18 protein-coding genes and 1 riboswitch are annotated in these 20,712 nt (G+C 60.0%); of the genes, 7 read left to right on the forward strand and 11 right to left on the reverse strand.

All coding sequences use genetic code 11. From position 1 onward, the window contains the following. Positions 1-77 precede the first annotated feature (77 nt). A complete protein-coding gene (locus QZR14_RS28085; RefSeq protein ID WP_141234587.1) occupies positions 78-152 on the forward strand; it encodes a hypothetical protein in 75 nt (24 codons plus the stop codon). A 50-nt stretch (positions 153-202) separates the two neighbouring features. On the opposite strand, the gene QZR14_RS14965 is transcribed toward QZR14_RS28085, so the two are convergent. The 4 genes from QZR14_RS14965 to ahcY all read right to left on the reverse strand — a co-directional run bounded on the left by QZR14_RS14965 (position 203) and on the right by ahcY (position 5,733). Beyond that, complete coding sequence (locus QZR14_RS14965; RefSeq protein WP_311996974.1) at positions 203-2,077, reverse strand: DEAD/DEAH box helicase; 1,875 nt, start codon at positions 2,075-2,077, stop codon at positions 203-205. A gap of 222 nt (positions 2,078-2,299) precedes the next feature. Next, positions 2,300-3,112, reverse strand: a complete 813-nt coding sequence (locus tag QZR14_RS14970) for a substrate-binding periplasmic protein (protein WP_250605836.1) — start codon at positions 3,110-3,112, stop codon at positions 2,300-2,302. 192 nt (positions 3,113-3,304) lie between these two features. Next, positions 3,305-4,150, reverse strand: coding sequence for a methylenetetrahydrofolate reductase [NAD(P)H] (gene metF / locus QZR14_RS14975; protein WP_250605837.1), 846 nt, complete (start codon positions 4,148-4,150; stop codon positions 3,305-3,307). A 173-nt stretch (positions 4,151-4,323) separates the two neighbouring features. Next, the gene (gene ahcY / locus QZR14_RS14980) at positions 4,324-5,733 is read right to left on the reverse strand and encodes an adenosylhomocysteinase (protein ID WP_250605838.1); all 1,410 of its coding nucleotides are present in this window, start codon (positions 5,731-5,733) and stop codon (positions 4,324-4,326) included. A gap of 23 nt (positions 5,734-5,756) precedes the next feature. Next, positions 5,757-5,855: riboswitch (S-adenosyl-L-homocysteine riboswitch) on the reverse strand. 198 nt (positions 5,856-6,053) lie between these two features. Between ahcY and QZR14_RS14985 the strand changes: the two genes are divergently transcribed. Both QZR14_RS14985 and QZR14_RS14990 read left to right on the forward strand, forming a co-directional pair. Then, the gene (locus QZR14_RS14985) at positions 6,054-6,461 is read left to right on the forward strand and encodes an acyl-CoA thioesterase (protein WP_123454248.1); all 408 of its coding nucleotides are present in this window, start codon (positions 6,054-6,056) and stop codon (positions 6,459-6,461) included. Positions 6,462-6,627: 166 nt separating this feature from the next. After that, positions 6,628-7,515 (forward strand): formate/nitrite transporter family protein, encoded by an 888-nt coding sequence (locus QZR14_RS14990; RefSeq protein WP_311996975.1) that lies wholly within the window; start codon positions 6,628-6,630, stop codon positions 7,513-7,515. Here QZR14_RS14990 and QZR14_RS14995 read toward each other — a convergent pair whose 3' ends face one another. Then, on the reverse strand, positions 7,516-8,781 hold the full coding sequence (locus QZR14_RS14995; protein WP_311996976.1) for a cation:proton antiporter: 1,266 nt from the start codon (positions 8,779-8,781) through the stop codon (positions 7,516-7,518). It abuts the gene before it with no gap. Positions 8,782-9,070: 289 nt separating this feature from the next. Then, entirely contained in the window at positions 9,071-10,240 is a 1,170-nt protein-coding gene (locus QZR14_RS15000) for an MFS transporter (protein ID WP_311996977.1), read from the reverse strand. Positions 10,241-10,541: 301 nt separating this feature from the next. On the opposite strand from QZR14_RS15000, the gene QZR14_RS15005 reads away from it, so the two are divergent. Together QZR14_RS15005 and QZR14_RS15010 are read left to right on the forward strand one after the other, a co-directional pair. After that, positions 10,542-11,375 carry an EamA family transporter gene (locus tag QZR14_RS15005; protein ID WP_311996978.1) on the forward strand — a complete coding sequence of 278 codons (834 nt, stop codon included), beginning with the start codon at positions 10,542-10,544 and terminating at the stop codon, positions 11,373-11,375. Between the two features lie 38 nt (positions 11,376-11,413). Next, complete coding sequence (locus QZR14_RS15010; protein WP_311996979.1) at positions 11,414-11,797, forward strand: MAPEG family protein; 384 nt, start codon at positions 11,414-11,416, stop codon at positions 11,795-11,797. A gap of 121 nt (positions 11,798-11,918) precedes the next feature. Here the strand turns inward: QZR14_RS15010 and mltA are convergent, their stop codons facing one another. Further along, positions 11,919-13,097 carry a murein transglycosylase A gene (gene mltA, locus QZR14_RS15015; RefSeq protein ID WP_311996980.1) on the reverse strand — a complete coding sequence of 393 codons (1,179 nt, stop codon included), beginning with the start codon at positions 13,095-13,097 and terminating at the stop codon, positions 11,919-11,921. A gap of 128 nt (positions 13,098-13,225) precedes the next feature. Between mltA and QZR14_RS15020 the strand changes: the two genes are divergently transcribed. Continuing rightward, complete coding sequence (locus QZR14_RS15020) at positions 13,226-13,675, forward strand: c-type cytochrome (protein WP_311996981.1); 450 nt, start codon at positions 13,226-13,228, stop codon at positions 13,673-13,675. Positions 13,676-13,739: 64 nt separating this feature from the next. Here the strand turns inward: QZR14_RS15020 and QZR14_RS15025 are convergent, their stop codons facing one another. The 4 genes from QZR14_RS15025 to QZR14_RS15040 all read right to left on the reverse strand — a co-directional run bounded on the left by QZR14_RS15025 (position 13,740) and on the right by QZR14_RS15040 (position 18,330). Then, entirely contained in the window at positions 13,740-14,135 is a 396-nt protein-coding gene (locus QZR14_RS15025) for a DUF1090 domain-containing protein (protein ID WP_311996982.1), read from the reverse strand. Positions 14,136-14,232: 97 nt separating this feature from the next. Continuing rightward, a complete protein-coding gene (ligB, locus tag QZR14_RS15030) occupies positions 14,233-15,909 on the reverse strand; it encodes an NAD-dependent DNA ligase LigB (RefSeq protein WP_311996983.1) in 1,677 nt (558 codons plus the stop codon). A 216-nt stretch (positions 15,910-16,125) separates the two neighbouring features. Next, positions 16,126-17,316 (reverse strand): methionine adenosyltransferase, encoded by a 1,191-nt coding sequence (gene metK, locus QZR14_RS15035; RefSeq protein ID WP_250605848.1) that lies wholly within the window; start codon positions 17,314-17,316, stop codon positions 16,126-16,128. A gap of 18 nt (positions 17,317-17,334) precedes the next feature. After that, positions 17,335-18,330, reverse strand: coding sequence for an ArsR/SmtB family transcription factor (locus QZR14_RS15040; protein WP_250605849.1), 996 nt, complete (start codon positions 18,328-18,330; stop codon positions 17,335-17,337). 259 nt (positions 18,331-18,589) lie between these two features. Here QZR14_RS15040 and tkt point away from each other — a divergent pair, with 259 nt between their 5' ends. Next, positions 18,590-20,587 carry a transketolase gene (gene tkt / locus QZR14_RS15045; RefSeq protein ID WP_250605850.1) on the forward strand — a complete coding sequence of 666 codons (1,998 nt, stop codon included), beginning with the start codon at positions 18,590-18,592 and terminating at the stop codon, positions 20,585-20,587. The last annotated feature ends 125 nt before the right edge of the window (positions 20,588-20,712 follow it).

Raw genomic sequence — 20,712 nt, forward strand, 5'->3', positions numbered from 1 at the left:
GAAAGGCTGGGGGCGTTTTTTATTGCCCGTCACAACCCTGATCCCCTGTAGGAGCTGCCGAAGGCTGCGATCTTTTGATGTTGGCTTTTCTAAGATCAAAAGATCGCAGCCTTCGGCAGCTCCTACAGAAAGCGGGTTTGGGTCGTCCATAAAAAATGCCCCGGCTCTTGCGAAGCGGGGCATCTTTTAAGGCGGCATTAACTCAGCGATTGCGGGTCAGCAGGGCTGGTTTCTCGCCACGCGGGCGGCTTGGCAGTTGATCGAGCTGCTCAGGCGTCGGGAAGCGGTCGGCTTTCGATTCCTTGTGCATGATCTTCGGGCCGTTGCTGCGCGGGTTCTGCACGGCTGGCTCGCTGCGTGGCTGATCGTCACGGGCCGGACGGCGGTTGCGCGACGAAGACTCGTCACGACGACCCTGACCATCACGCGGTGCGCCATTGCGCGGGCCGCTGCGTTTGGCTGGCGGAGTGCCGGTGCTCGAGCCGTTGCTGTTGCGCGGGCCGTTCTGACGACCCTGCGACTGACCGCCACGTGGTGCGCCCGAACCTGCGCCTGCACCTTGCGCCGGTGCGCCTGGACGACGGCCGCGACCGCCGGCTGGAGCGGCTTTCGGCACGTAGTCAACGCGGTTACCGAAGTTATCGATATCGTCGTCGAGGAACTCGTCCGGTGCACGATCCGCCGCTGCACGTGGCGGCTGGCTTGGACGCTGTTCACGGCTCGGCGTACCTTCGCGCGGCTTCTGTTGACGGGCAGGGCGCTCGCCACGTTCACCGGCCGGTTTTTCCTTGCCCTTGTCTTTGCCTTTATCTTTACGACCGCCGCCACCGCCGCCGCCATTCGGGCCGTCGCCGCGCGGGCCACGTGGGTTGCGCGGGTTGCGCATGTCCGGACGCTCACGCGCTTCCGGCTTTTCGGCTTCAATGGTGCTCGAATCGAAGCCCATCAGGTCGCCGTCGGCAATTTTCTGCTTGGTCATGCGTTCGATGCTTTTCAGCAGTTTTTCTTCGTCCGGCGCGACCAGCGAAATCGCCTCGCCTGAACGACCGGCACGGCCCGTACGGCCGATACGGTGCACGTAGTCTTCATCGACGTTCGGTAGTTCGAAGTTGACCACGTGTGGCAACTGATCGATGTCCAGACCGCGTGCGGCGATGTCGGTGGCAACCAGGATACGTACCTGGTTGGCCTTGAAGTCGGCCAGTGCTTTGGTGCGCGCGTTCTGGCTCTTGTTACCGTGGATCGCCACAGCCGGTAGGCCGTGCTTGTCCAGGTACTCGGCCAGACGGTTGGCGCCGTGCTTGGTGCGGGTGAAGACCAGTACCTGTTCCCACGCGCCGGCGGTGATCAGGTGCGCCAGCAGCGCACGCTTGTGGCTGGCCGGCAGACGGAACACGCGTTGTTCGATGCGCTCGACCGTGGTGTTCGGCGGCGTCACTTCGATGCGTTCCGGGTTGTGCAGCAGCTTGCCGGCGAGGTCGGTGATGTCCTTGGAGAACGTCGCTGAGAACAGCAGGTTCTGACGCTTGGACGGCAGACGCGCGAGGACTTTCTTCACGTCGTGCACGAAGCCCATGTCGAGCATGCGGTCGGCTTCGTCGAGGACGAGGATTTCAACGTGGGACAGATCAACACTGCCCTGGCCGCAGAGGTCGAGCAAACGACCCGGGCAGGCAACGAGCACGTCGACACCACGGGACATGGCCTGAACCTGCGGGTTCATGCCGACGCCGCCGAAGATGCAGGCGCTGACGAATTTCAGGTCACGGGCGTAGATCTTGAAGCTCTCGTGAACCTGGGCCGCGAGTTCGCGGGTCGGGGTCAGGACCAGTACGCGCGGTTGGCGCGGGCCATGACGCTGGGATTTGTCCGGGTGACCGTTGGGGAACAACCGCTCCAGGATCGGAAGGGCGAAACCGCCGGTTTTACCGGTACCTGTCTGTGCCGCAACCATCAGGTCGCGACCTTGCAACACGGCGGGAATGGCCCGCTGTTGCACCGGAGTAGGCTCGGTATAGCCCGCATCTTCGATGGCGCGGACTAAAGCCTCGGAGAGACCGAGGGAAGCAAAGGACATGAGTAATCCTGTTTTAGTTAGGGCTTGGCCCAATGGGAGTCTTGCCTGGCGCGAATGGCGTTTAAGAGGACGCAATCCCGTCCGGTCCTGCTGCGGTTCCGAAGGCACGTCTGGAGCGCTCGCGCGGGCTGCAAAGCTGCGCTGTAGCGGGGCGAGAGGCCTGTTACGGTTCCGGGCGTCCGGGCGTGAGCCTGGCGGGAACGCCGGAGTATAACAGAGCAATCACTGCGCGCTGCTTTCCTGCTGCTCAACGGTTTTGCCGCTGGCCGTGGCTGAATTCATTGATGGGCTGCTGGCGGGGGCGGCGCCGTAGCGTGCGCTCAGCTCGGCGTAGGCCGGTTCGCGCTTGAATCGCTTGAGCTCGGCACCGAAACGCTGCACCAGCAAATCCATGCCGGCATTGCGCCGAACCGCGAGAAACTGGCTCTGGCGGCTAATGACAGTGGGGTTTTCGGTGATCTGATCGCGAATATTCAGCTCATCGAGCAAATGCTGACCGACGCGGCGATCGGTGATCAGCAAGTCGATGCGACCGCGCACCAGTTTGCCGAAGTTGGCTTCGTGGGTCGGGGCTGGTTCACGGGTAAACAGTGTTGATTCGCTGAAATCTGGGCTGTAGAGATAGCCCGGCGAGGTGCCAATGGTCAGGCCTTTGAGTTCTTCGAGTGTGCTGAACGGGTGCGGCCGGTCGTTGGCGTAGAACATCACGAACTCGACGTCCGACAGTGGTTCGCTCGGGTAAAGCAGGGTGGCGTCGCGTTCATCACTGTGAAAGATATCCAGTGCACCATCGGCCTGACCGGTCTCAAGCATCGACAGGCAGCGCTTCCACGGCAGGAACTGCCATTCGACTTCGATACCCAGACGTTTGAAGACAATGGCCGTGGTTTCGTAATCCAGTCCGAGGTTTTTACCGTTCTCTTCGTAGACGTAAGGCGCCCACGGCTCGGTGACAATACGCAACTTCTCGCCTCGAGCGGCGAAGCTCAGGCAAGCAAAAACCAGCACGGCGAATAACTGCGTGATCAAAGGCATGGCTTGAGATTACGACGAGAAACGCGAAAGAGCCAGAAAGTGCCTGCACAAGCTCTAATTCGGGGATTTAAAAGCAAAAGATCGCAGCCTTCGGCAGCTCCTACAGGTGTAATTAAATCCTATGTAGGAGCTGCCGAAGGCTGCGATCTTTTGATCTTGCTTGTTGCTTTCAGCTTGAAGCTTGCCGCTGTTTCAACGAGGCAACTTCAGGTTATTCCAGATCGCCAGGCTAGGTTCAGCCTGGTTCATGGAATAGAAATGCAGACCTGGTGCGCCGCCTTGCAGCAGGCGTTCGCACATCTCGCTGACAACCTGTTCACCAAAGCGCTGAATGCTCTGGGTGTCATCGCCGTAGGCTTCCAGCTGCTTGCGGATCCAGCGCGGGATTTCCGCACCACAGGCATCGGAGAAGCGCGCGAGTTTGCTGTAGTTGGTGATCGGCATGATCCCCGGCACGATCGGCAGATCGACACCCTGCGCCTGCAAACGCTCGACAAAATAGAAGTAGCTGTCGGCGTTGAAGAAGTACTGGGTGATGGCGCTGTCGGCGCCGGCGCGGGCCTTGCGGACGAAGTTGGCGAGATCGTCTTCGTAGTTGCGTGCTTGCGGATGCATCTCCGGGTACGCAGCGACTTCGATGTGGAAATGATCGCCGGTTTCTTCACGAATGAATTCCACCAGTTCATTGGCGTGACGCAGCTCACCGCTGGTCATGCCCATGCCGGACGGCAGGTCGCCACGCAGGGCAACGATGCGCTTGATGCCGGCCGCCTTGTACTCGTTCAGCAGGCCGCGCAGGTCGTCCTTGCTGTCGCCGACGCACGACAGGTGCGGTGCGGCCGGTACTTTGACTTCGCTTTCCAGTTGCAGAACGGTGTTGAGGGTGCGATCACGGGTCGAACCACCAGCGCCATAGGTGCAGGAGAAGAAATCGGGATTGTACGTTGCCAACTGACGGGCAACGTTGAGCAGCTTTTCATGCCCAGCATCGGTCTTGGTCGGGAAGAACTCGAAGCTGTAGCGACGGTCTTGGGACATGGTCATACCCTTGGAAACACGTAAGCCGGACGCTGCACCCTGTAGCAGCTGCCGCAGGCTGCGATCTTTGCAGATCAAAAGATCGCAGCCTGCGGCAGCTCCTACACAGAGCGGTCAGCAGCGCCAGTCAGGCAACGCGGTGCGCCAGGCACACCGCGTCGACGCTCAGCCAATCAGTAGCGGTAAGCGTGCGGCTTGAACGGGCCTTCGACAGTGACGCCGATGTAGTCAGCCTGTTGCTTGGTCAGTTGAGTGACCACGCCGCCGAAGCCGCGAACCATTTCCAGGGCCACTTCTTCGTCGAGTTTCTTCGGCAGTACTTCAACGGTCAGGCGCTCGGCTTTCTGGGCTGGCGACAGGTCGGCGTACTTCTGGCCGAACAGGAAGATCTGTGCCAGAACCTGGTTGGCGAACGAACCGTCCATGATGCGGCTTGGGTGACCCGTGGCGTTGCCCAGGTTCACCAGACGGCCTTCGGCCAGCAGGATCAGGTAGTCGTCGTTCTGTGCGTCGAAAGCGCCCGGGCCGGTACGGTGGATCTTGTGTACCTGTGGCTTCACTTCTTCCCATGCCCAGTTCTTGCGCATGAAAGCGGTGTCGATTTCGTTGTCGAAGTGACCGATGTTGCAGACAACGGCGCGCTTCTTCAGGGCTTTGAGCATGTTCGCGTCGCAAACATTGACGTTACCGGTGGTGGTCACGATCAGGTCGATCTTGCCCAGCAGCGCTTTGTCGATGCTCGCTTCGGAACCGTCGTTGATACCATCGATGAACGGCGAAACCAGTTCGAAACCGTCCATGCACGCCTGCATGGCGCAGATCGGGTCAACTTCGGAGACTTTAACGATCATGCCTTCCTGACGCAGGGACTGAGCGGAGCCCTTGCCCACGTCACCGTAACCGATGACCAGCGCTTGCTTGCCGGACAGCAGGTGGTCGGTACCACGCTTGATCGCGTCGTTCAGGCTGTGACGGCAGCCGTACTTGTTGTCGTTCTTGGACTTGGTCACCGAGTCGTTGACGTTGATGGCCGGGATTTTCAGCTCGCCCTTGGCCAGCATGTCCAGCAGACGGTGTACGCCGGTGGTGGTTTCTTCGGTCACGCCGTGAACGCGGTCCAGAACGGCCGGGTATTTCTTGTGCAGCAGTTCGGTCAGGTCGCCGCCGTCGTCGAGGATCATGTTGGCGTCCCATGGCTGGCCATCCTTCAGGATGGTCTGCTCCAGGCACCACTCGTACTCTTCTTCAGTTTCGCCTTTCCAGGCGAAAACCGGGATGCCGGCAGCAGCGATAGCGGCAGCAGCCTGATCCTGAGTGGAGAAAATGTTGCAGGACGACCAACGTACTTCGGCACCCAGGGCAACCAGGGTTTCGATCAGCACGGCGGTCTGAATGGTCATGTGGATGCAGCCGAGGATCTTGGCGCCTTTCAACGGCTGTTCGCCGGAGTACTTGCGACGCAGACCCATCAGAGCCGGCATTTCCGATTCGGCGATGATGGTTTCGCGACGGCCCCAGGCAGCCAGGGACATGTCGGCAACTTTGTAATCGTTAAAATCTGCAGGCGTGATAACAGCGCTCATGAAGAGCCTCCATTCGTAATGTATGCGAATGGGCGCCGTTGTGCGTTTAGTGTCTGGCCTGAGCCAGTCAACGCCCCATCCGAGCCTGACAGGTTGAACCTGCTGCAGCGCCCCTCGGACAGGTGGCGGGAAAACGGTAGCAAGTGAACGTTACCGTTTTGAAACGGGGGCGATTATAGCCGTCTAGACTGATCTTCCAAAGGGTTTCTGTCGGCCAGATGAAGATCGTTAATGGCGACCATAGTCGAAGCCGCATGGAGCATGACCGCTCAGTCTGCCAAGATACCGTCCATCGTTCGGCAAGACACTCAGGAGTGAAGATGAATTTCCACACCCGCAAATGGGTAAAACCCGAAGACCTCAACCCCAACGGCACCCTGTTCGGTGGCAGCCTGTTGCGCTGGATCGACGAAGAAGCGGCGATTTACGCGATCGTCCAGTTGGGCAATCAGCGCGTGGTGACCAAGTACATTTCCGAAATCAACTTCGTCAGTGCCTCGCGCCAGGGCGACATCATCGAACTGGGCATCACCGCCACCGAATTCGGCCGCACCTCGATCACCCTGACCTGCGAAGTGCGCAACAAGATCACCCGCAAGAGCATTCTCACCGTCGAGAAAATGGTGTTCGTAAACCTCGGTGAAGACGGCCTGCCGGCGCCGCACGGACGGACCGAGATCAAGTACGTCAAAGACCAGTTTCAGGACAACGCGGCGATCGCTGATTGAGATCGGCGGCGCTAACTTCGCAAGCATAACGCTGACCCTGTAGGAGCAGCCTTCGGCAGCTCCTACATTTTCCGCGTACGCCCAAAGATTTGCTCGGCGCCTACAGAACGTATTTCATGGTGCGAATGTCGTAGGTAAACGACACCCCCCCACCGGTTCCCACGCCATGACCACTCCCACCGACGGCAAGACCCCTGACCTCTCGGCTGATGAGCAACACGAAGTCGAGAAAAACCAGCCGCCCCGCGCGGCCGTTCTGCATGAAATCATCCGTACCCAAGGCGATCAGGAACTGGAGCGCAGCATCGCCGCGCTGTGGTGGTCGGCACTTGCCGCCGGCCTGACCATGGGCCTGTCACTGATGGGTATGGGGCTGCTCACTTCGCGGTTGCCCGACGGCGACGAATTCAAGGTGATCGCCAGTTTCGGTTACTGCGCAGGTTTTCTCGCAGTGATCCTCGCCCGCCAGCAACTGTTCACCGAAAACACCCTGACCGCCGTACTGCCGGTCATGACCAAGCCGACCTTGAAAAACTTCGGCCGGCTGATCCGGCTCTGGGGTGTGGTGCTGTTCGGTAACCTGTGCGGCACGATTCTGGTGGCGTACGTGATGCTTGAACTGCCGATCTTCGACACCAAGACTGACCATGCCTTCCTCGAAATCGGCCGCAAGGTCATGGAAAACCATGCCAGTCAGATGTTCGCCAAAGGCATCGTTTCCGGCTGGATGATTGCCACCATGGTCTGGATGATCCCGTCCATGGAGAGCGCGAAGATGTGGATCATCATCCTCATCACTTATCTGATGGCGCTCGGCGACTTTACCCACATCGTGGTGGGATCGGCGGAGGTGTCGTATCTGGTGTTTGCCGGCGAGCTGCCGTGGAGTGACTTCTGGATGGTCTTCGCAGGTCCCACGCTGGCGGGGAATATCATTGGCGGCAGCTTTATCTTTGCGCTGATCAGCCATGCGCAGATCCGCAGCGAAAGCGGTGCGCCGAAGGAGCCTGCGGATCAGGCCGAGAAACCTGACCCGCAGAAGATCAAAAAGTGATCAGTGGTGAGTGGCTTCGTTGATGGTTGCGGGCTCATTGCGAGTCGCGAACTTGACCAGTTTGCCGATGGTCAGGCCCTGCAACAGGATCGACGACAGCACCACAATGTAAGTGATGCTCAGCAGCAGATCACGCTCCGGGCCCAACGGCAGGGCCAGCGCCAGTGCCACCGAGACACCACCGCGCAAACCGCCCCAGGTCAGAATCCGGATGGTGCCGGCCGGCACCGTCCGCCAACGTCGCAGCAGGACAATGGCCGGTGCCACGGTGAGCAGGCGCGAGAGCAGAATCGCCACCGCCAGCAAACCTGCCGCAGCCATGTGCAGCCAGTTGAAGGGCAGCAGCAACAGCTCCATGCCGATCAGCGCGAACAGCAGCGCGTTAAGCATGTCATCGAGCAATTCCCAGAAGCCGTCGAGATAGCGGCGGGTCATGTCATTCATCGCCAGATTACGCCCGACGTTGCCGATGATCAGACCGGCGACCACCATCGCGATCGGCGCGGAAACATGAATCTCGGTGGCCATGGCCGAGCCACCGATGACCAGCGCCAGGGTCAGCATCACGGTGATCTGGTGCTGCTCGACGCTCTTGATCATCCGATAGACCAGATAACCGATCAGCCCGCCAAACAGCACACCGCCAATCGCTTCGTGAACGAACAGCATTGCGGTAGCGCTGACGGTCGGGGTTTCGCCGAGTTGGGCGATGCCCAGCAATACGGTGAACACCACTACGGCCGTACCGTCGTTGAACAGCGATTCGCCGACGATGGTGGTTTTCAGCGGCTTCGAAGCATTGGCCGTACGCAACACACCGAGCACGGCGATCGGGTCGGTCGGCGAAATCAGCGCGCCGAACAGCAGGCAGTAAAGGAAGCTCACGTGCCAGCCGAACAGGGCAAAAATGTAATAGGCGAGGCTGCCGATCACTGTGGTGGCAATCAACACACCGAAGGTCGCCAGCAGGCCGATGGGCCAGCGATAGCTGCGCAGGTCATTCAGGTTGACGTGCAGGGCGCCGGCGAACAGCAGGAATGAGAGCATCCAGTTCATCAGCAGATCGCCGAAGTCGATCTGGCCGATCAGTTGCTGCACGCGTTCTTCGAGACCGGGGAAGCCGAGCACGCTCAGGCCTTGCAGAATCAGCGAGAACAGCAGAGCGGTAACCATCACGCCGATGGTCGGTGGCAGGCCGATGAAGCGGAAGTTGACGAAGGTCAGGAGGGTGGTGAGGCAGATGAAAGCGGCGACAAGTTCAAGCATCCGGGGTCCTTTGGATGAGGGTGGAAAGATAGCGCACCGAATCGTTGGTGCAGGGGTTGGATGGGTTGAGTCAGGATCGGGACACAGTTGATGGTGTGATGAGATCAAGAGCCCCCTCACCCCAGCCCTCTCCCTTAGGGAGAGGGGGAAAGGGAGCCGATCTTCAAGTCTTTCAGGGCCTGAGTTCGGCTCGAAATTTCAGGTCGATGTAACTCGAACACTCAACACGGTCAGTCCCCTCTCCCACTGGGAGAGGGCTAGGGTGAGGGCTCTTGCAGGCTAAACCCGATTAGCCGGACACATTGACCGCAGCCGCACCGCGACGTTGCAGATAGATGAAAAACAGCGCCGTCAGCACCGTCAATACACCGACCAGCGCACCGGTCCACGGCAAGTCCGCCAGATCCGCGCCACTGGCCACCACCAGCCCACCGATCCAAGCACCCGCCGCGTTACCGAGGTTGAAAGCACTCTGGTTCAACGTCGAGCCAAGGTTCGGCGCTTCATGCGCCTGATCGATGATCAGCAATTGCAGGATCGGGCACAGCGCAAAAGCGAAAACCCCCCACAGCACCAGCGTGATCGCCGCCGGCACCACCGAACGGCTGGTCTGACTGAATGCCGCCAGAATCACCACCACCGCCAGAGCCACGCCGACCAACGAAGGCAGCAAGCGGCTATCGGCCAGGCGCCCGCCGAGCATGCTGCCACCGGTCAGGCCGACGCCGAACAACAGCAACATCACCGTCACGCCGTGCGGGCTGACGCCGGTGATGTCCTGCAGGATCGGCGCAATGTAGGTGAACACACTGAACAGGCTGGTCGACGCCAGCACACTCATGCCCAGCGCCAGCAACACGTTGACCTTGCCCAACACTTTGAACTCGCTGGCGAGGTTGGCCTTGTCCATCGGGATGTGTTTTGGCAGCCACAGCCACTGCGCCAGGGCGGCGATCACACCAATCACCGAGACCGCCCAGAACGTCGAGCGCCAACCGGCGTACTGCCCGAGCGCCGTGCCCAGCGGCACGCCGAGAACGTTGGCCAGGGTCAGGCCAGTGAACATCATCGCAATCGCCTGCGCGCGCTTGTTCGGCGCAACCAGCCCGGCGGCAACCACCGAGCCAATGCCGAAGAACGCGCCGTGGCACAGCGCCGTGACCACGCGAGCGGCCATCAGCGTCGCGTAGTTTGGCGCCAGTGCACAAAGTACGTTGCCGAGGATGAACATCAGCGTCATGCCCAGCAGCGTCGCTTTACGCGGCATGTTCGCAGTGCCGATCGCCAGGATCGGCGCACCGAACACCACGCCCAGGGCGTAACCGGTGATCAGCAGGCCCGCGTGGGGAATGCTCACAGAAAGATCGCGGGCGACATCGGGCAGCAGGCCCATGATGACGAATTCGGTGGTGCCGATGCCGAATGCGGCAACAGCAAGTGCAAGCAAGGCGAGTGGCATGCGCAAGGTCTCTGTCGGTAGTCTTGACGCTTTGATCAGGCATACGCAGGCCGACGACCGATCTCGAAGGAGGGCGGTGCAGGCAGGAGTTATTGGTTTTTTTCTGTGCGCAACTGAGTGCGGCGTGGTCGCTTGCAGTATAAACAGCTGCTGACACATCGCGAATCAATAATCTGACTATTCGACGATTCACTGTAGGAGCTGCCGCAGGCTGCGATCTTTTGATCTTGCTGTTAAAAATCAAAAGATCGCAGCCTGCGGCAGCTCCTACATGGGGACTCATAAAAATAAGGGGTAAGACGTGCTGGCGACAGCTTTGGTATTGATGGCGGCGCTGTTGCATGCGACGTGGAATACGTTAATCAAGTTCAGCGCCGAACGGCTGCTGGTGGTGGCGTGCATGGACACCGTGGCGCTGCTGGTCGTTGCCATCGCGTTTCCATTCGTGAGCTTGCCCCCCATGGAAATCTGGCCATGGATTCTCGCCTCGGCAGCGTTCGAACTGCTTTATCGCTATCTGCTGATTCAGGCTTACCGCGTCGGCGATCTCGGCTTGGTCTATCCACTGATGCGCGGACTGTCGCCATTGGTGGTGCTGGCGCTGACGTTGATCTTCGCCGGAGAAGTGCTCACCACGCAGCAGATTTTCGGGATCATGCTGATTCCGTTCGGCATGGCTTGCCTGCTTTGGCAGGGTGGCGGTGGCAAGCACTTGCCGTGGTCGATGCTGCCGGTGGTGGCGCTGATTGGCTTGTGCATCGGCTGCTACACCTACATCGATGGCCAGGCGTTGCGGCGCTGGTCGCACCCGCTCGATTATCTGGTCTGGGTCACGCTGCTCAGCGCCTGGCCGTTTCCGTTGCTGGCGTGGGTCGCCAAGCGTCCGGCGTTCATGCAGTTCTGGCGCGAGCAATGGAAGCTGGGGCTGGCCGTCGGGTTCTGCGTGTTGTTCAGCTACGCTCTGGTGCTGTGGGCGATGCAGTTGGGCTCGATTGCAGAAGCGGCGGCGTTGCGTGAAATCAGCGTGATTCTGGTGGTGCTGTTTGGCATGCGCTACTTGAAAGAACCTTTCGGCCGCCCGCGGCTCTTAGCCTGTGGGCTGGTGCTGATCGGCATGCTGGTGATGAAGTTCTGACCGCTCGCGAATTCTATGACTCGAAAAAGGACGGCGTTATGACGGTGGCTCTGTGGTGTGTGTTGATCGCGATTTTTCTGCCGTATGTGTGCACGATTGTGGCCAAGGCCTCGGGCGGTTTCAGGCTGCAGGATAATCATGATCCGCGGGATTTTCTCGACAGTGTGGGTGGTGTGGCCCGGCGGGCGCACGCGGCGCAACTGAACAGCTTTGAAGTGATGCCGGCGTTTGCCGCGGCGGTGATCGTCGCGCATCTGGTCGGGACGGCGCAGTTGGTGACGGTCAATGTGCTGGCGGTGCTGTTTATCACCAGTCGCCTGCTGTACATCATTTGCTACCTGGCGGATTGGGCGATCCTGCGGTCGCTGGTGTGGTTTGTGGGGATGGGGTTGATTGCTTCGTTCTTCTTTGTATCGGTCTGATTATTGGGTGTTGCCGATGGCCTATTCGCGAGCAGGCTCGCTCTCACATGGATATGCATTCCAACTGTGGGAGCGAGCCTGCTCGCGAAAGCCATCGTTCAGACGACAAAGATCCTAAGGGTTACTTCTTCTCTGTATCAGCCACCTGCGGCACTTGTGGCAATGCCGCGCCTTTGGGCCAAAGCATCCAGATCTGTCCCTGCTGTTTCATGTCCCCGGCCAGTTGCCCGGCCGCATCACCGGTGCCCCAGAACAGATCCGCCCGCACTTCGCCGGCAATCGCGCCGCCGGTATCTTGCGCCGCCACCGGGCGCACCAGTGCCGTGCCATCCGGTTTTGTCGTCGACAGCCACAACAGGCTGCCCAACGGAATCACCTTGCGATCCACCGCCGCGCTATAACCGGCAGTCAACGGCACGTTCAGCGAACCACGGGGGCCTTCATTGCTGTCGGGGTTGCGGGTGAAGAACACATAGCTCGGGTTGCTGCCCAGCAGCTCCGGGATGCGTGATGGATTGGCCTTGGCCCAGTTGCTGATCGCGCTCATGGTCACGTCTTCTTTCTTCAGCTCGCCTTGCTCGACCAGCCAGCGGCCGATAGGTCGATACGGATGGCCGTTCTGGTCGGCGTAGGCGATGCGCAGCTGTTTGCCGTCCTCGATCTGAATTCGCCCGGAACCCTGGATCTGCAGAAACTGCAGGTTCATCGGGTCGGTCAGGTAGGCCACCACAGGGGCTTTCACGCCTTTGGCTTCAATGGTGGCAGCATCGTCATAAGGTTTGAGTACGCGACCTTCAAGCCGACCGCGCAGGCGTTTGCCTTTCAGCTCGGGGTAAATGCTGTCCAGCGAAACGATGATCATGTCTTCCGGCACGCCATACACCGGCACGTTCGCCACTTCGGTAGGCGTCAGGCTGCCAGGGTAGACCGGTTCGTAGTAGCCGGTGATCAAGCCGTTGGGGTTGTCGTTTTCAGCGCGCAGGCCAAACACGTCGAGGTTCTGCTTGAGGAAGGCGCGAATCTCGCTGGCACTCTGCGGCACATTGGCCGCTGCTGCGCAGGTCGTGCCCCAGACCGGATCAGCCTTTAGCCGTGTGCAGGCGCTGCGCCACGAGCCGAAGCCGGCGACCAGATCGCTGTCGGACACAGCCGGCAATGCTTCCCAGGTGGCGCTGGAATAAGTGGCCAGTGCATGGGTTTTCGGTTTGGCGCTGTCACCACCCGTGCACCCAGCGAGAATCGCCACTAGAGGCAGGGTTGCAATCAACGGGTGACGCCAGGCCTTGAAAGGGCTGTTCATGGAGTAATTCCTGTGCCGGTTGCCTGAGTGCTCCATGCGCTCGAACAACCCGTATTTTTAATAGGGCTATTGGTGTTTGCCGGTGACGCGAGGATACTGGCCGCCGAATTCCGTGACCTGAAGCCACCATGACTCTTAAACGCATTGCTGTTGTATTGCTGGCCTGTCTGACCTTGTCCGCCTGTGGCGGTGTCGACCCGAATTCTCCGCTGGGCCAGCGCAAGGCCATCTTCAAGCAAATGCTCAAGACCGGCGAAGACCTGGGTGGCATGTTGCGTGGGCGCATTCCGTTCGACGGGGCGAAATTCGCCGAGGGCGCGGTCAAGCTCGATGCGTTGTCCCATGAACCGTGGAAGCATTTCCCGCAGGTGCGTGAAGAGGATCACACCAGCGCCAAGGACGACGTCTGGAAACAACAGGCACGTTTTCAGGAAATGGCCCGCAACCTTGAAGCCGCCACCGGTGAATTGGTAGTCGCCAGTCAGGTTCAGCCTTACAAGGCCAGCAATCTCGGGCCTGCGGTGCAGAAAGTTGAAGATGCCTGCAGCGCTTGCCATAAACAGTTTCGCGATCATTGATTCTTGAGGGCGCTGAGTAACCCTGTGGCGAGTGAGCAAGCCCCCTCGCCGCAGGGGTCATCAATTACTTATCGATTGCGTCCAGCGCGTCCTGCAGTTCTTTGCGCGACTCGGCGAGTTTGTCTTTGCGCTTGTTGATCTTGTCCGGGTCGCCTTTCTTCATCGCCTTGTCGAGATCAGCCTGACGCTGTCTGACTTCGTGCTGGGCTTCGAGTACCTTGTTTTCGCGTTCTTTCTTAAGGCCAGCGTCGGTGCAGTGTTCGGTCACTTCACGCAGGGCAGTTTCCAGGCCGGCCTGTTGATCGGCATTGCCGCGGGACCTGGCCTGTTCGATCTGATTCATGATGCCCTGCTTCTTGGCAGCGCAACCGGTCAGACCCGGGGCGTCTTCGTCGGCCATCACAGGGGCGGCCATCACGCCGCAAAGGGTCAGCATGGCGAGCGGTGCGAGAAATTTCATAAAAGCTCCATGTGCAAAGGCAATCGGGTCGGGGCGGCACTGCGCTGTTGGAGCGCCTGGGTAGTGGTTGGGTTCCCGGCGTACCGGGATTGCGTGCTCAGAAACCGCCGATGCCAGCGGTACGCAAGGTATCGCTCAAGGCTAACACCTGCGGGTCGCGGAAGAAGGCGCTCAATTGCGCTGCGCGACCGGGGCCGATACCGGGTTCTGCCTGCCATTGTTCGGTGTCACGCTGTGCCAGCGCCTGCCACGAATCAGGCAGTTGTGCCTGACCGGTTGGCGGTATGCCCAAGGCTTTGAGCCACTGCGCGAAGGGCCGTTGGCGGGCGCTGTGAAAACTGTGCATCAGACGGGCGCTGCTGCGTTCGCCAAAGCCGGCAATGTTAGCAAGCTCCGGCCCATCGAGGGTCAGCCAATCCAGCAGGTTATTCAGGCGGCCTGTTTCGAAAAGTTTCTCCCAGGTGCCGCGACCGACATGCTGCATCGCCAGCCCTTGTTTGCCACTGAGCCAGGTCAAGCGGGCGAGAAACTGGCTTTCACAGCCGGGAGTCGGTTGCCAGCAACTCAAAGCATGGAAGTCGTCGGCGTTGGGGATGTCGATATCTGCCCGCTCGGCGGCCCGCAGTACAACGCCGTCGAGTCGGGGAATGGTCAGGCCGGCGAGGCTGATAGCCACCTGATCGCCGGGACGAATATCCAGCGCTTGCCAGCGTTTCAACGAGCTGGCACTGACCCGTTTGATCTCTCGGTCATCCAGCATGACCGGGTTCAACTCGATCACCGGGGTGATGCGCCCGGTGCGCCCGATCTTGAAATTGATCCTGCGGACTTCGGCCAATGCCTGCGCGAACGGGTATTTCCAGGCGATGGCCCAGTACGGTGCGCGAGCTTGCCAGCGTTCGGCGGGCGGGCGCTGACTCTGGCGCAACACCACGCCGTCGGTGGCAAAGGGTAAAGGCGAGCGATACCAATGGTCGCGCCATTTTTGTGCCTCTGCGAAATCGCTGGCGGGCTGGCTATACGGTTCAGTCTTGGCAAAGCCCAGCGCTGCCAATCGTGAAATTCGTTCGGGCAAATCCAAAGGCCCTTGCGGCCAGTCCCAAACGAACAGTCCGATCCCGGCAGCCTGTTCTGCCGTGAAGGATTTGCGGTTCATCAGTCCGGCAACGGCGGCACGGGCGTTGACGCTGCCGGATCGGGCTTGCACGTGTTCATTCAAGCGCCAATAGAGCTCCCCTTGAACCAGCAGATCCAGCGGCTGCGTCAGGCGTTGAGGTATGGCGTTGATTCTTTGCGCTGAAGTCGTCCAGTCCTGTCCGCTGATCCCGTCACCGCGACTGATGGCTTGTTGCAACATCCCTTGGCGATAAACCAGCGTCACTGCCACGCCATCGATTTTGGGTTGAACCCAGACGTCCTGACGATCTCGTAGCCATGCTTGCACGGCCTCGGCTTTATGGATTTTATCCAGACCGGTATGGGCGATGGGGTGGGTGACTGTGCCTGAAGCCGTGCGCAAAGGTTCGACGGGCGAGGGTAGCCTGAAGCATTCACGCCATGCGTTCAGGCGTTGGAGTGACTGGTCGTAGAGTTCGTCGGCGATCAGTGAGCGGCCTTCGCGGTGATAGGCGTCGTCCCATTGGTTGATCTGTTTTTGCAGGGCGGCGATTTCGCTTTTTGCTTGAGTGGCCGGCCATTTCGGGCAGTCGGCGTGGGTGTTGAGGGCCGTACAGGCGGTGAAGAAAACCAACAACAGGCGCAGCGTGACAAGCATTGTGAGCGTCCTTGCTCAGGGGGAATGCTTGAAGGTTAGAAGACGATTGGGGGCTTGGCAGGTGGGGTGTTTTGCGGGGTGTGTCTGGTCGGGAAGTGATGTTGGTCCGGCTGGCCTCTTCGCGAGCAGGCTCGCTCCCACAGGGAGGTATTTCAGGCATGAAAAAGCCCCGCACGGCGCGAACCGTGCGGGGCTTTTTTGTACCGCCAGGGAGTCTTACAGACCAGCAGCAGAACGCAGGGCGTCGGCGCGGTCGGTTTTTTCCCAGGTGAACGTGGTGAAGGTGTCTTCGCCAACGGTCTTGGTCTGTGACGCCCGACCGAAGTGGCCGTAGGCTGCAGTTTCCTGGTACATCGGGTGCAGCAGGTCGAGCATGGTGGTGATTGCGTATGGGCGCAGGTCGAACACTTCGCGGACCAGTTTGATGATCTTGTCATCGCTGATCTTGCCGGTGCCGAAGGTGTTCAGCGAGATCGAGGTCGGCTGAGCCACACCGATCGCGTAGGAAACCTGGATCTCGCAACGCTCGGCCAGGCCGGCAGCGACGATGTTCTTGGCCACGTAACGGCCAGCGTAGGCCGCCGAACGGTCAACCTTCGATGGATCTTTACCGGAGAACGCGCCGCCGCCGTGACGGGCCATGCCGCCGTAGCTGTCGACGATGATCTTGCGACCGGTCAGACCGCAGTCACCTACCGGGCCGCCAATGATGAACTGGCCGGTCGGGTTGATATGGAACTGGGTGTCTTTGCTCAGCAGTTCGGCAGGCAGCACGTGCTTGACGATCAGCTCCATCACGCCTTCGCGCAGGTCTTTGTACGACACTTCAGGGTTGTGCTGGGTCGACAGGACAACCGCGTCGATACCGACAACCTTGCCGCCTTCGTAACGGCAAGTCACTTGCGACTTGGCGTCCGGACGCAGCCAAGGCAGCAGACCCGATTTACGGGCTTCGGCCTGGCGCTGCACCAGTTGGTGCGAGAAGGTGATCGGCGCTGGCATCAAAACGTCGGTTTCGTTGCTGGCGTAGCCGAACATCAGGCCCTGGTCGCCGGCGCCCTGATCTTCAGGCTTGGCACGGTCAACACCCTGGTTGATGTCTGGGGATTGCTTGCCGATGATGTTCATCACGCCGCAGGTCGCGCCGTCGAAACCGACTTCGGAGCTGGTGTAGCCGATGTCGCAAATCACATCACGAACGATCTGCTCCAGGTCGACCCAGGCGCTGGTGGTCACTTCACCGGCAACGATGGCCACGCCGGTCTTGACCAGGGTTTCCACGGCAACGCGTGCGTGTTTGTCCTGGGCAATAATGGCGTCCAGCACCGCATCGGAAATCTGGTCGGCGATTTTATCCGGATGCCCTTCGGACACGGACTCGGAGGTGAAGAGGGAGTATTCGCTCATCTCGATGTTTTCCTGAATTTACCGATGGTGAGTGTCGCCAGCCGGTCGCTGAAAGTGGCGAACCTGGATCTGGAAACCATTACGTAAGCCTACATAGAGGCTGTCCCCGGGAACGAGTCCCGCAGCGGTGGCCCAACGGGCCAAATCGTCCTGTTCAAACCCCAACCACAGATCACCGCAGGCCTCCCTGGCCCAACTCTGGTTGTGGCTACATAACTCTGTCACGAGCAAGCTACCGCCCGGTTGTAGCAGCTTGGCCATATGCTTGAGCGCATCGGCCGGCGCGGCGAAATGGTGCAACACCATATTCAACACCACGCAATCGGCCGTAAGGCTTGTGCCATTCAATGCATCGGCCAATTGCAGGCTGACGTTAGCCAGCTGTTCACGTTCACATACCTGACGCGCCAGTTCGAGCATCGCCGGGCTGTTGTCCAGCGCGGTTACGGTGCCGAAGCGACGGGCCAGTTCCGGCAGAAAAGCACCATCGCCGGGGCCGACTTCAATGGCCGTGGCTTCGCCATTGAAGTTCAGTTTGTCGAGCAGGGCCAGCACGCTGTCACGGTACTGCGGCAGGCCTGCGATCAAGTCTTGCTGGGCACGGAATTTCTCCGCGACCCGAGCGAAAAAGTCCTGGCTGGCGGCGGCACGTTGGCCGTGAACCTGTTCGATGCGCGCTTGCACGTCGTCAGGCAGTGCCAGATGGTCGACTTCTTCTAACAATGCCGCGTGCAACTTGCCACCCAGCAGTTCGGTGTGGGGCAGGGCGCGGCGATAAAAAATCGCGTTGCCTTCGCGGCGCGTCGCCACCAGACCAGCCTGGGCCAGCACCTTGAGGTGATGACTCATGCCCGACTGGCCAATGCCGAAAATCTGCGCCAGCTCCAGAACACCGAACGAATCGTTGGCCAGCGCGCGCAATACATTCAGCCGCAACGGATCGCCGCCGGCCTTGCACAGGGCCGCCAGCTCGTCGCAATCGTCAGGGCGAATGGAAGGCATGGGTAAGTTCATAGGGCTGGCAGTCTAGAGAGGGGGGCAAATCATCGCAAGGCCAATATCAAAAAGTTTTGATATTGCTCGATAAATGGCACTTCTCACGAGACGGTTAACTCTACAAACGACTAGCGGAAAGGTTTCACCAACAGAAAGCGCCGCTATCCATTGGAAAAACGCCCCCCGATGACTATCTGTCATTGCCCCGAGGCGCTCCGGTGAGGGAAAATGCCCTCCTTTTTTCCGTTTCGACTTACCAGAACCCAGGAGATCAGCGATGCCTAGCCGTCGTGAGCGTGCCAACGCCATTCGTGCCCTCAGCATGGATGCCGTGCAAAAAGCCAACAGCGGCCATCCCGGTGCCCCTATGGGTATGGCAGATATCGCCGAAGTGCTTTGGCGCGACTACCTCAAGCACAACCCGAGCAACCCATCGTTCGCCGACCGTGACCGCTTCGTGCTGTCCAACGGTCACGGCTCGATGTTGATCTACTCGCTGCTGCACCTGACCGGTTACGACCTGTCGATCGACGACCTCAAGCAGTTCCGTCAACTGCACAGCCGCACCCCGGGCCACCCGGAATTCGGTTACACCCCGGGCGTTGAAACCACTACCGGCCCATTGGGTCAGGGCCTGGCCAACGCAGTGGGCTTCGCCCTGGCTGAAAAGGTACTGGGCGCGCAGTTCAACCGTCCTGGCCACGACATTGTTGACCACCACACCTACGTGTTCCTGGGTGATGGCTGCATGATGGAAGGCATTTCCCACGAAGTCGCTTCCCTGGCCGGTACGCTGGGTCTGGGCAAACTGATCGCTTTCTACGATGACAACGGCATCTCCATCGACGGCGAAGTCGAAGGCTGGTTCACCGATGACACCCCGAAGCGTTTTGAATCCTACAACTGGCAAGTGATCCGCAACGTTGACGGTCACGACCCGGAAGAGATCAAGACCGCCATCGAAACCGCGCGCAAAAGCCCGCTGCCGACGCTGATCTGCTGCAAGACCACCATCGGTTTCGGTTCGCCGAACAAGCAAGGCAAGGAAGACTGCCACGGCGCGCCATTGGGTGACGCGGAAATCGCCCTGACCCGCCAGGCGCTGAACTGGAACCACGGCCCGTTCGAAATCCCGGCCGACATTTATGCCGAGTGGGATGCCAAGGAAAAAGGTCGCGCGGCCGAAGCCGAGTGGGATCAGCGTTTCGCCGCCTACTCCGCTGCGTTCCCGACCGAAGCCAACGAGTTGGTACGTCGTCTGAGCGGTGAGCTGCCGGCCGACTTTTCGGAAAAAGCTTCGGCCTACATCGCTGAAGTCGCGGCCAAAGGCGAAACCATCGCCAGCCGTAAAGCCAGCCAGAACACCCTGAACGCGTTCGGCCCGCTGCTGCCGGAACTGCTTGGCGGCTCCGCTGACCTGGCCGGTTCCAACCTGACCCTGTGGAAAGGTTGCAAAGGCGTCAGCGCTGAAGACGCCAGCGGCAACTACATGTACTACGGCGTGCGCGAATTCGGCATGACCGCGATCATGAACGGCGTAACCCTGCACGGCGGTCTGGTGCCTTACGGCGCGACCTTCCTGATGTTCATGGAATACGCCCGCAACGCGGTGCGCATGTCCGCACTGATGAAGCAGCGCGTGATCCATGTCTACACCCACGACTCCATCGGTCTGGGCGAAGACGGCCCGACGCACCAGCCGATCGAGCAACTGACCAGCCTGCGCACTACCCCGAACCTCGACACTTGGCGTCCAGCCGATGCCGTGGAATCGGCCGTGGCCTGGAAAAACGCTCTGGAGCGCAAGGACGGCCCATCGGCGCTGATCTTCTCGCGTCAGAACCTGCAGCACCAGGAACGCGATGCCGGCCAGATTGCCGACATCAGCCGTGGCGGTTACGTGCTGAAGGACTGCGCAGGCGAGCCTGAGCTGATCCTGATTGCCACCGGTTCGGAAGTCGGCCTGGCGGTTCAGGCTTTCGACAAACTGACCGAGCAAGGTCGCAAGGTGCGTGTGGTGTCCATGCCGTGCACCAGCGTGTTCGACGCTCAGGACGCAGGCTACAAGCAATCGGTTCTGCCGTTGCAGGTCAGCGCGCGTATCGCGATCGAAGCGGCTCACGCCGACTTCTGGTTCAAGTACGTGGGTCTGGAAGGTCGCGTGATCGGCATGACCACCTACGGCGAATCGGCGCCGGCTTCGGCACTGTTCGAAGAGTTCGGCTTCACCCTGGAAAACATCCTGGGTCAGGCTGAAGAGCTGCTGGAAGACTAAGCAGTACGAATGCGGTGGCCCCGGCCACCGCGTTCCCCTGTAGGAGCTGCCGAAGGCTGCGATCTTTTGATCTTGATCTTAAAAAACAGGATCAAAAGATCGCAGCCTTCGGCAGCTCCTACATG

The organism is Pseudomonas sp. rhizo66, assembly GCF_031931925.1.
In the GTDB taxonomy this organism is placed as follows: Bacteria; Pseudomonadota; Gammaproteobacteria; order Pseudomonadales; family Pseudomonadaceae; genus Aquipseudomonas.